Annotated in this window: 4 protein-coding genes; all 4 read left to right on the forward strand. The window is 50.3% G+C overall.

Annotated elements, in window-relative coordinates:
- Positions 1-74: 74 nt before the first annotated feature.
- The 4 genes from PV783_RS11320 (at position 75) to PV783_RS11335 (ending at position 12148) form a co-directional block, all read left to right on the forward strand.
- Complete coding sequence (locus PV783_RS11320; protein WP_420988033.1) at positions 75-857, forward strand: hypothetical protein; 783 nt, start codon at positions 75-77, stop codon at positions 855-857.
- Positions 858-889: 32 nt separating this feature from the next.
- Positions 890-8941, forward strand: coding sequence for a T9SS type A sorting domain-containing protein (locus PV783_RS11325; protein ID WP_420988034.1), 8052 nt, complete (start codon positions 890-892; stop codon positions 8939-8941).
- A gap of 24 nt (positions 8942-8965) precedes the next feature.
- The gene (locus PV783_RS11330; RefSeq protein WP_159454218.1) at positions 8966-9490 is read left to right on the forward strand and encodes a DUF4402 domain-containing protein; all 525 of its coding nucleotides are present in this window, start codon (positions 8966-8968) and stop codon (positions 9488-9490) included.
- Positions 9491-9580: 90 nt separating this feature from the next.
- Positions 9581-12148, forward strand: coding sequence for a hypothetical protein (locus PV783_RS11335; protein ID WP_420988035.1), 2568 nt, complete (start codon positions 9581-9583; stop codon positions 12146-12148).
- Positions 12149-12210 lie beyond the last annotated feature (62 nt).

The following is a 12210-nucleotide window of genomic DNA, read 5'->3' on the forward strand; positions in this document are numbered from 1 at the left end:
CATCGGTACGCCCGAATAACTGCTTCGTTAGGTATCCTTACTGTTTTGTGATCGCATTTATTGTATGTTGTTGCATGATATTACAGGAAACATGCGCCCAGGGTAACCTGTTGGTGACGCCCGTACGGGTTGTTTTTGAAGGCCCCAAACGTGCGGAGGAACTGAATCTTGCAAACTCCGGAAAAGATACCGCCAGGTATCTTATTTCATTCGTAGAGATCCGGATGAATAAGAATGGTACGTTTCAACAGATTAATGAACCGGACTCCGGGCAACAGTTTGCCAGTAAATACCTGCGCTTCTTCCCGCGCAGCGTGGTACTCGGACCCAATGAAGCACAGGTGATAAAACTGCAGTTAACCGGCGCGGCCCAGCTGGAGCCTGGCGAATACCGCTCGCATCTCTATTTCCGGGCGGTACCGGATGAAAAGCCCATCGGGGAGGATACTGCACCTGCAGACAGCAACGGTATCAATGTGAAACTGACCCCTGTTTTTGGCATCACCATCCCGGTTATTATACGTGTCGGCGAAACCGCCGCAAGCGTGCAACTATCAGAACTGTCTGTTGACCTCGCAAAAGGTCCTGGTCTGAATGTACTCTTTAACCGGCTGGGCAATTCTTCGGTATATGGTGATCTCACAGTTGATTATGTGTCGCCCCAGGGGAAAACAACACAGGTAGCAGTGGCCAGGGGGCTGGCAGTATACACACCCAACACGCAACGTTACCTTCATCTTCCGCTTGAAAACAAATCAGGTATTAATTACCATACCGGGAAATTACGCATAGCATATACTGCCAAATCAAAAGCTTCAACGGAACAACTGGCCCAGGCCGAGTTGCAGTTACGGTAGCCGGAAGAAAGCCTCAACCAAATAACGCTCCTATGGAAGTGATTATACATTGGTTCGTTCATCAGTGTTACAACAAAATAACCAGGGCTTTCCTTTCCGGTATCCCCGGCGCACTCCTTTATGCCTGCCGGTATCCGCCGGGTAGAAGGCTGCTGTTGCTGCTGTTGTTGCTCTTTCCCATTCTGTTATCGGCGCAAACAAGCTGGAAAGGAACCGTAAGCAGTTCCTGGTCCAACAGTGCCAACTGGACTGCAGGCATACCCAGCGCCACTGTCGATGCGATCATAGGCGACGCCGCTTTCACAGGAATATATTACCCCGTGATCAGTTACAGCTCCAGTTGTAAATCACTCACCGTAGGCGCCGGCGTTAATGCTACATTAACCATTTCCAAAAGTCTCACCGTAGCAGGCAACCTGGTGCTCAGTTCCGGCAGCACCATATCGCAGCGCGGCGTTACACTTACTGTAAAAGGTAACTGGACTAACTCCGGCAGCTACACTACCTCCAGCACCAATGCCAGGGTAACTTTTGCAGGAACCACCCAATCTATAGGCGGCACGTCCGCTACCACTTTCAGAAAACTTACCATCGGCGTGGGCAGCACCACCACGCAAAATGTGAACATGACCGTATCCGGTACCTTTACCGTAAACGGAACGTTTGTTCCGGCAGATGTAGCCACACCCGTTCTCATCTCCGGCGCTGCCACCACTTCAGTAGCCGCCGGTGGCATCCTTCACGTAAAAGCATCCGTCATCGGAAGTAACTACGGCCTCACCGGAACAATAACCCTGGCCGCCGGTAGTATTGTAGATTATAGCGGTACGCTGGTAAATCAAACGGTCAGGAACACGCTTACCTATTCCACCCTCCGGATCAGTGGCAGCGGCATAAAGACATTGGGAGGAAACCTGAATCCGCTTAATGCCACTGTTGAAACAGCAGGAAAAATAGAAGTACTCGCCGGTACGCTAGATCTCTCCACCTTTACCGCAAACAGGGGGACCACCGTGGTGGGCGGCGGCCTGACAGTAGCCAACAACGCTACCTTGAAAATCGGAGGTACCAGTACCTTCCCGGTTAACTATTCAACTGTTTCTCTTGGCCTCACCAGCACCGTGGAATATAACGGTACCAACCAGGCAGTAGCAGTACAGCCATATGGAAATCTCACTTTGTCTGCCAGCAGCGGTGCCGCTGTTAAAACCATGCCGGGCACAGCACTTACGATCTCAGGAAATCTTACCTCTGCCATCGGCAGCGGTACATCCGTTAGCTATACTGCCGCCTCCAATATCACCGTGAGTGGTAATGTGAATATTGGTACGGCTACCACATTCAATGGAGGCAGCTTCACCGTCACTACCTCCTCCAGCTGGGTAAATAACGGCACCTTTAGCGGCAGTACGGGAACGGTGGTAATGAACGGAGGAGGTACTTCCATCAGCGGAACAGGCACACATAATTTTAATAACCTCACAGTTGCTGCTACCAATATCACAGCGGCTGCCGGCACAGCTGTTACCTTAACCGGAAACCTTACCAGCACAGCCCCGGGTACATTCACCCACCTTGCTGGTGGAACCCTTACCATGACCGGCGCCGGCAAAACAATCACCGGTACCGGTATTACATTTGAAAACCTTACCGTTTCCGGTTCCGTGACCGCAGCCGAGGAAATAACCATCACCGGTAACCTGTCTGTAAGTGGTAGTATGAATGATGCTACCGGCAGTGTAACCATGAGCGGTACAGGGAAAACTTTATCCGGCGCAGGTACTGTTACTTTTGGAACACTGGCGGTAACGGGTAGTATCACCTCCACCGCAGCTTTTTCTATCGGCAACATCCTGGATGTATCAGGCACTTTCACGGCCAGCGCAGGTACGGCCACTTTCACCGGCAGCAGCTTCCTGAACGGCACCGCCAACCTCTTCAATGTTACCCTCAATGGAACATCATTACAACTATCGGCCAACGCAGTGCTGGGAATAGCCAATGTATACACCGTTACGGCGGGAACACTCAATGTAACATCCTCCGTTCCCAATACGGTTAACTTTAATGGAACCGGCGCGCAAACACTGGCAGCCGGCACTTATAACAAACTCACCGTAAGCAACGGCAACACAAAAACGCTGGGAGGTACCGTGGTGGTCAACAGCGATTTTACCATCGCATCGGCCACTACCTTCAACGCCTCTACGCAATCCATTTCCGTTCTGGGCAACTGGATCAACAACGGTACTTTCACACCCGCCACAAGCACAGTAACACTGAGCGGCGCGGCTAATACTTCCGTAACAGGCGCCACTACTTTTAATATACTCACGATCAATAAAACCAGTGCCGTTAACCAGGTAACCCTGTTGAATAATGTGTCAGTAACCACGCTTAACATGACCAGCGGAACGATGATTACCGGCGCCAACACCGTTACCATTACAGGTAACAGATCAGGCAACGGTATCATACTGGGTAAGATCCAGCATTCCCACACGTTTGCATTGGGTACTGCCTATGCTTTTGAAAGCCCCAATAACACCGTCACCCTCACAGGGATTACTACGTCTGCTTCCATCACAGTGGAGGTTAACCCGCAGAGTGTAGCCGATTTTCCTTCGGGAGCAGCCGTGAACCGTGAATATACCATTACGGCCAGCGGTATCACCCTGGCAGCTACGCTGCTGCGCTTCCACTATGAAGATGCAGAATTGAATGGTAACACCGAATCCAGTCTCAGTATCTGGCGCAATGCAGGTTCCGGCTGGTCCATCTATGGTAATTCAGGCAGCAATACCACCGCCAATTATGTGGAGCAAACAAGCGTGTTGGCTGCATTTACGGGCCGTTATACACTGGCGTCTGCGTCTAACGTGGTGAGATGGAACGGGTCCGTGAGCAGCGACTGGAATACGGCTGCCAACTGGACCATTGCACAGGGCAGCCCTTCCCGGCCACCCGGTGTTAACGATATTGCTGAAATAGGCACCATTGCTTTCACTAACCAACCGGTGATCAATAACAGCGCCAACGTGAAAAGCATTTCCTTCGGCAGCGCACAGGCAGCCACGCTTACACTGGCCGCCGGAGGGTCATTGGTAACACAGGGTAATATCACCGGCCTGTGGTCGGCCAATGCCAGCCATACTATTAATGTAAATAACCAGAACCTTACTGTAAATGGAAACCTTACGCTGAGTGATGGTACCGCCGGTCATAATATACAGTTAAACATCGGGAATGGTAACGTTACGGCCACAGGATCGGTTATTCAATCAGGTGGCGCCGGTATTGTCTTCTCGGGTGCAGGTACCCTGAATATTGGCAACAGCTTCAGCTACAGTAGTGGCACGTTTACGGCAGGCAGCGGTACCGTGGTGTATAATGGCTCCTCCATCCAGTCGGTAGCCGGACTTACCTACAATCACCTCACCATAGCCAAAACTGCCGGTAGTGCGCAAATCAACAGCGCCGTTACAGTAAACGGCAATCTCACTGTCAGCGGTGGTGACCTGAGCATTAACGCGGCCACCACGGTAACCGGGGATGTAGCCATCAGCGCGGGAGCTACCGCGAACGGAGGAGCCGCCACATTAACATTAAACGGTAACTGGAGCAATAGTGGCACATTTACTCCCGGAACGGGAACGGTTAACTTCACCGGCAGCAACGCACAGAATATTTCTGCTACCACTTTTAATAATGTTGTGGTTAACAAAACAGGAGCAACAGCCACGCTTACCGGTAATGTGATTACCAACGGCAACCTGTCTGTAAACGGAGGCACGCTCGACCTGGCTACGTTCACGGCTAACCGTAGTTCCCCGGGAGGAACACTTACCATCGCAAACGGCGCCACACTGGTGGCAGGAGGAACAAATAATTTTCCTGCAGACTATTCCCAGTACCTGCCCGGCACCACCAGCACCGTTAACTACAACAGGGCAGGAACCCAAACCGTATCAGGAAATATTGCCTACGGGCATCTTATACTAAGTGGCAGCGGCACCAAAACCCTCGCGGCTAATATTACCGTAAATGGCGATCTGCAGATCGGCAGTGGTACTACTTTTAGCGCCGGTGCATTTACCATCAACCTCTATGGCAACTGGGCCAACAGCGGCACCTTTGCCGGTGGCACCGGTACAATTACCCTTAATGGCAGCGGGAAAACAATTACAGGAAATACTACGTTCAACAGGCTTACTGTTTACGGCAGCTATGCAGTAGCCGGCAGCGATATTACTTACAATGGTTTATTGCAGGTAATAGCCGGCGGCGCCTACGATGGTGGCAGCGGCTCTGCAACAATAAACGGCGACCTTACCAACAGCGGATCACTCACCAGCAACGGCGTCACCACTTTTACAGGTACTTCCCTGCAAACGATCCGCTTCTTAAATGCCATTATTTCCAATTCAAGCGGCGTCATTAATTTCAATGGTAACGTGTCACCGGTATTAAATTCTACCAGCGCCCCTACCTTCGCTACCCTGAATGTAAACAACACTGCGGGCATCAATCCTAGTGTGGGGTGGACAGTACTGGTGGCCTTTAATATCAGCAGCGGCGCCATTTTCAACGGGGGGCTTTCCACGCACACCATCCGCGGCAGCTTTACTAATAATGGTACGGTAACCAGCACAGGTACACTTTACTTTAATCCTTTTGCAGCACAGAACATCACTCTCAGGGGAACGGCTTTTTCCAGTACGGGTTCTGTGATATTCGGCGGCAGTGCGGCCCTTACCGTTTCCGGGTCGCCAACCATGCTTACAGATGTTACCATTGCCAATACGGTTGGTGTTACACCGGCCACCAGCTGGAATATCAGCGGGGATCTTCATATCAATGGCAACTCCATTTTTAATGCAGGCAGTAACAATTTCACAGTTGGCGGTGATATCGAAAGCAATGGTACATTGAACGGCGGTACTTCTACTTTTACCATGACTTCCCCTGCCGGTATTTTAACCGGTAGTGAAGGAACTACCTTTTATAATCTCGTGATCAATGGCGCCGTAACTTCGGACGCGGACTTTAATATAGAGCATAACTTTACCATTAACGGATCGTTGGATGCATCGGCAGGCATGCCTGCTATGACGGGCGCCGCACCTTCTGTTATCGGCGGTACCGGCAGCCCCTTTAACCTCGCACAACTGCAGGTACATAAAGAAGCTACCGCCACAACTACACTTGCCAGAACCCTCAGAAACATGATTGCACTGGACATCACCAGCGGCACGCTCGATGCCGGCGATTCTACCATTATCCAGGATGCCACAAATGGCGGGGGAATGGTGATCGACGACGGCGCACGTCTCATTGTAAGAGGAGTATACAGTCTGCCGGATTTTGAAACCTATCTGTTGGATACACTAAGCACCGTGGAATATGCCGGCAGCACACAAACCGTTGCTGCAGTGACGCCATATGGTAATCTTACTATCTCGGCAGCAGGTACAAAAACTGCCACTGCGCCATTAACCATACTGAATAATTTCACACTCAGCAACGGCACGTTTGTACCGGGCAGCTTCACGGATACACTCAGGGGAAACTGGAGTATGACCGGCGGAACATTTACCAACACCGGTTCTACCATTTATTTCAATGGTACTGCTGATCAAAGCATTGCTTCCACCGGCGCTTTTAATCATATCAAAGTAAATAAAACAACCGGACTGGTTACCCTGTCTACGAACGCCACGGTAAACGGTACACTTACATTTATGGCCGGAAAAATCCGCACCGGGACTACCAACGCGGTGATTATTCCCGCCACCGGAACAGTAAGCGGCGCCGCGCAAAATACAGGATGGGTATATGGCCGCCTGCAAAAAAATGTAGCCACCGGTACCAATGTTACCCGCACTTATGAACTCGGCGACAGTCTCAATTATACACCGGCAACAACGCTATACGCCAATGTAAGTGTTGCCGGTAATGTGCTTGCTGGTGTATACGCCGTCAGCCATCCGAATCTCCTCACCTCCGGCTTAAATACCAGCAGGAAAGTAAACAGGTACTGGGCCTTTACCAACAGTGGCACCACCTTTACCACAGTTTCAGTAACACTTAACTGGGTAGCCGCGGATGTGGATGCAGGATCGGTCACCACCAATTTTAAAGTGGCAAGATATAACGGTACTTCCTGGTCGCTGGCTGCCGTAAGTTCCCCACTGCCTACTTCCATACAGGCAACAGGACTCACCGCATTTGGCGACCTGGCAATAGGAGAGCTGGCCACCGGCGCTATATGGACCGGCGCAGTGAGCACCAACTGGTATATTACCGGTAACTGGTCGTCTGCCGCCATACCGGTGAGCACCACTAATGTCACCATCCCAACAGGTCTTGTAAACTATCCGCTTATCAACTCCGGTGTAGCGGTAGCCAATAATATAACCATACAAACCGGCGCTACGGTAACAGTAAGCGGCGCCACACTTCAGGTAGGAGGCGTTATCGCTAACAATGGCAGCTTCACTGCTACAGCCGGCACCATAGAATTAAACGGGGCCGCTGCACAGGTAATTCCTGCCGCAGCCTTTACCTCAAATACATTACTGCACCTTACCATCAACAACGCATCGGGCGTAACGCTGAACGGTACACTGAATATCAGCGGGATTCTCAAAGTAACCAGCGGACAGCTAAATACCGGTGGTTATCTTACGCTGCTGTCTACCGCTACTCAAACAGCGCTGATCGATGGCAGCGGCGCCGGACAGGTAGCCGGTAATGTTACCATACAAAGGTATCTGCCCACTGCATTCGGATATAAATACATCAGCTCTCCTTTCCAGGCCGCCACCGTAAATGAGCTGGCAGATGATATTAATCTCAATGCTACATTCCCGTCTTTTTACCGCTATGTGGAAAACCGCACATCTTCCGGTTGGGTAGCGTATACCAGCCCTGCGGGCGTGCTTACGCCTATGCAGGGATATACTGCCCAGATGGGCACTTCCAATACACCGGTAACAATAGATATCACCGGCGTAGTGAATAATCAAACCGTTACGGCGCCCACGCTTACCAATAACAATCAACCCTATACGCAGGGCTTCAACCTGGTAGGGAATCCGTTTCCTTCGCCGGTCGACTGGGACGTTGCCGCCGGATGGACCCGTACTAACATCGATAATGCCGTTTACTATTTTAACGGAGGTACTGCCGATCAGTATACCGGCACCTACAGCTCTTATATCAACGGCGTTTCCAGCGACGGCGTTGCCACCAACGTGATCGCTGCCATGCAGGGATTCTTTGTACACGTTACCAATGGCGCCTTCCCGGTCACCGGCACGTTGTCGGTAAACAACAGCGCAAGAACAACTAATCTCTCGCCGGTATATCACCGCGTTTCGCAAACAACGCCTATACTCAGGATGAGCGCCGCCTTTGCAGACGACGGACAAACGGCTGATCCGGTAGTGGTGTACTTCGATGCCACTGCATCAGCAGCCTTCGAGAAAACAATGGATGCGCTAAAGCTGATGAACACAGATCCGGCAGTGCCTAACATCTACGCACTGTCTGCCGACAGCGCCCGGCTTTCTATTAACGCATGGCCGCAGTTCCCCGACAGCACCGGTGTAATACCGCTGGGGCTCAAAACAGAAAAGGCCGGATGGGTAACATTCAACACCGTGGATATCGCACGCATGCCGCAACAGCTGCATATTTACCTGAAGGATGCCGTAACCGGTAAAACGGAAGAATTGCGACAGTATGCAAAGTACAGGGTATACCTCGATGCAGGCACGTATGAAAACCGTTTTTCACTCGTGTTCCGGAATAACAGCACCACATCCCCGCCTGCTTCAGAACCGGTGTTCAGGGCTTACAGCGTTAGCGGAATACTTTATGGCTACTTCGATAAAGTGCCCGGTGAAAAATGCCGCATCACCATCTCTAATCTCCTCGGACAGGTATTATGGCGGCAGGATATTACCGGCAACGGCCAGCATGTAATAGGGAAGCAGTATAGCAGCGGAATATATATTGTTTCATTTTATACAGATGATAAAGTGGTGTCTAAAAAAGTATTTATAAATAATCAGCAATAATTTTTAAAGATGTTTTTCACCAGGATGATAAAGGATATAAATCTTCTCAAACAGTTCCGCTGCCGGTTAACAGTAGCAGGTATCCTGGTACTGTTCGGGTATGTTACGGCATCTGCGCAGGAGCCGCCTCCACGTCCTATTGCGGTGTATGTAAACCCGGCGCAGGGGCTCATTTTCGGCGCCTTTTTCCAGGGATTATCCGGTGGAACAGTGATCATCTATCCCGATGGCTCACGCTCCGTCACCGGCAGCGTTGTGCAGGCAAACCTGGGGTATCCGTTTTCACCCGCCATTTTTGAAATAGAAGCAAACAGGGGTACGCTCATTTCTATACTGAACGGACCGGACGTAGTGCTTACCGGAAGCAATGGAGGCACCATCACTTTACACGTGGGCGCTGCCAGTACGGGAAGCTCATTTATAACAACGGCTACACCACCGGCAAGGAACCTGGTGAGGATCGGCGGAACGCTCACCGTAGGCAGCCCGCCATCTAATCCGTCAGGTTCCTACAGCGGTGTATTTACGGTCACGTTTATCCAGGAATAACGGAATATGACAACAGCAGGCAAAAATATCATCCTCAACTGCATCCGCAGTATATTCCGGGCAACACCGGTGTGGATAATTTTTTGCCCCATGTTATTTGCCGTTCCGTTGAAAGCCTTTGCCATAGAGCCGGAACCTGTTTTTTATGAAACCTCTGTGTTTGTGGTGGTGCAGGGGATAGGAGGGGCGGAAATCCCCGCCGTTATCAACAATGATTCTGCCTATCTGTCTATTACCGATATTTTTAATTTTCTGAAGATAAGGAACACGGCCTCACCCCACATGGATTCTGTATATGGCTTCTTTATTAATGAAAACGCCCCGTTCCTGGTAGATAGAAAAAATAATGTGATCCACTACCAAAACAGGATCATCCCGCTAAATAAAGATGATATCGTCAGCACAGAAACTGCGCTCTACCTGAAAACCGGCCTGTATGCAACGGTGTTCGGATTGCAATGTAAATTCAGTTTCCGTTCCCTCTCCGTTAAACTGGAAACCAGGCAGGAACTCCCTGCTATCAGGGAAATGCGGCAGGAAATGATGCGACGGAATATCAGCCGGTTAAAAGGAGAACTGAAAGCAGATACCATCATTGGCCCCCGCCGGCCCATGTTCAGCATTGGTATGGCCGATTGGTCGGTGGTAGCCACCCAACGCCCCGAAGGCGGCGCCGGGAACACCTGGTTAAACCTCGCCATGGGCGGCGTTGTTCTTGGAGGAGAAACAAATGTATCGCTGAACTATAACAACTACGCAAAACAGCAGTTGCCCTATAGCCACGACAGCGTCCTGATCAAGCCGTTCGACCAGCGCCAGCAATATTACCGGTGGCGCTATGTAAATAATGATAACAGCGCCTTACGGCAGATCATTGCAGGTAAAATATTTACGCCATCCACGGCCTCACTGTTCGATCCGGTGGTAGGGGTGCAGTTTACAAACACGCCCACTTCCTACAGGAGGTCTTATGGTTCCTATACCCTGAGTGATTTTACAGATCCCGGGTGGACCGTGGAATTATATGTGAACAACGCGCTGGTAGATTATACCACTGCAGATGCAGCCGGCTTTTTTACTTTCCAGGTACCGCTGGTATATGGTAATTCCGTGGTGCGCCTCCGCTTTTATGGCCCCTGGGGCGAAGAGCGGTCAAGGGAAGAGAACATCAGTATACCATTCAATTTCCTGCCCCTGCATGAATTTGAATATACTGCGAGCGCCGGTATGGTGGAAGATGGACATCAGAGTATCTTTTCACGGGTGCAAATGAACTATGGTCTCAGCAGGAATGTCACGGTAGGAGGAGGGATGGAATACCTGTCGTCTATTACAACGGGTAAGGCTATGCCTTTTGTGATGGCTTCTGCCCGCGTGGGGTCCAGTCTTTTACTGGCGGGCGACTATACCTACGGCGTACGGGGCCGTGGTATACTTACCTATCGCATGCCTTCCAACCTGCAGTTTGAATTGTTTTATACAAGATATAAAAAAGGCCAGCAGGCCATTATTTATAATTTTGTGGAAGAAAGAAAGTTTATTATTTCAAAACCTTTCCTGGCAAAAAAGTTTTCTTTTTTCAACCGCGTAACGCTTAACCAGATCATCTTGCCGGAAACAAAATATACAACGGCCGAATGGCTGCTCTCCGGCGCTATATTCCGTGTAGGCGTTAGCGTGAATACCTATGCGATCTTTATAAAACCGGAACCGCCATTTGTATATACCAACCTCGCCCTCACCTACAGGCTGCCGGGCGAAATTTTAATTACGCCACAGGTGCAATATGAATACAACAGCAACAGCCTGATGGCCGTAAGATGCGAACTGGGTAAATATCTTTTCAGACATGGTTACATGAACGTATCCTATGAGCGCAACTATAAAAGCAATATCACAAATGTGGGCATAGGTTTACGATACGATTTTGCTTTCTCACAGATCGGGTTTTCTGCCTGGAAAGGAACTAACATGACCACCCTCGTGGAATCTGCGCGGGGTAGCCTGATATACGACGATAAAACCAACTTTGCAGGATTCAGCAACCGCACCAGCGTAGGCACAGGTGGCGTGGTACTGCTGCCTTTCCTGGATCTCAACGCCAATGGCCGCCGCGATCCCGGCGAACCCAAAGCCTACGGCCTGAAAACAAACTGCAACGGCGGCCGCATTATCCAGAACCGGCACGATACCACTATCCGCATCGTTAACATGGAACCCTACGAATATTATTTCATCGAACTGGGAAAAAATAGTTTTGATAATGTGGCATGGCAGGTAAAAAAGCCGGCCATCAGCGTGGCGATAGATCCCAACCAGATGAAGCTGGTTGAAGTACCGGTGGTGATTATGGGAGAAGTATCCGGTAAAGTGCTCCTGGAAGAAGAAAACGTAACAAAGGGGATAGGCCGCCTGTCCATCGGTTTTTATAAAAACGATTCTACACTGGTGGCGCGTACCCAAACAGAAGCAGATGGCTTTTTTAATTATATGGGACTACCGCCCGGAACCTATACCGTAAAAATAGACCCGGTACAATTGCAAAAACTCGGTATGACTGCCACTCCCGTAAAGCTGCCGCTTACCATCAGGCTGCGCATGGAAGGAGATGTGGTAGACGGACTGGAATTCAGGCTCCGGAAAGAAAACGCCGAATAACATCCACTGTTTTTTCTTAAATTGGGCTATATCTTTTCCGGGAATGAAAGTTTATGAAGCGG

This window comes from Chitinophaga sp. CC14 (assembly GCF_048957795.1).
GTDB lineage: Bacteria > Bacteroidota > Bacteroidia > Chitinophagales > Chitinophagaceae > Chitinophaga > Chitinophaga ginsengisegetis.

Bases quoted from the DNA above. Each gene is read 5' to 3' on its own strand.
- PV783_RS11320 (WP_420988033.1), top strand. From the start codon at position 75: ATGATATTACAGGAAACATGCGCCCAGGGTAACCTGTTGGTGACGCCC.
- PV783_RS11325 (WP_420988034.1), top strand. From the start codon at position 890: ATGGAAGTGATTATACATTGGTTCGTTCATCAGTGTTACAACAAAATA.
- PV783_RS11330 (WP_159454218.1), top strand. From the start codon at position 8,966: ATGATAAAGGATATAAATCTTCTCAAACAGTTCCGCTGCCGGTTAACA.
- PV783_RS11335 (WP_420988035.1), top strand. From the start codon at position 9,581: ATGTTATTTGCCGTTCCGTTGAAAGCCTTTGCCATAGAGCCGGAACCT.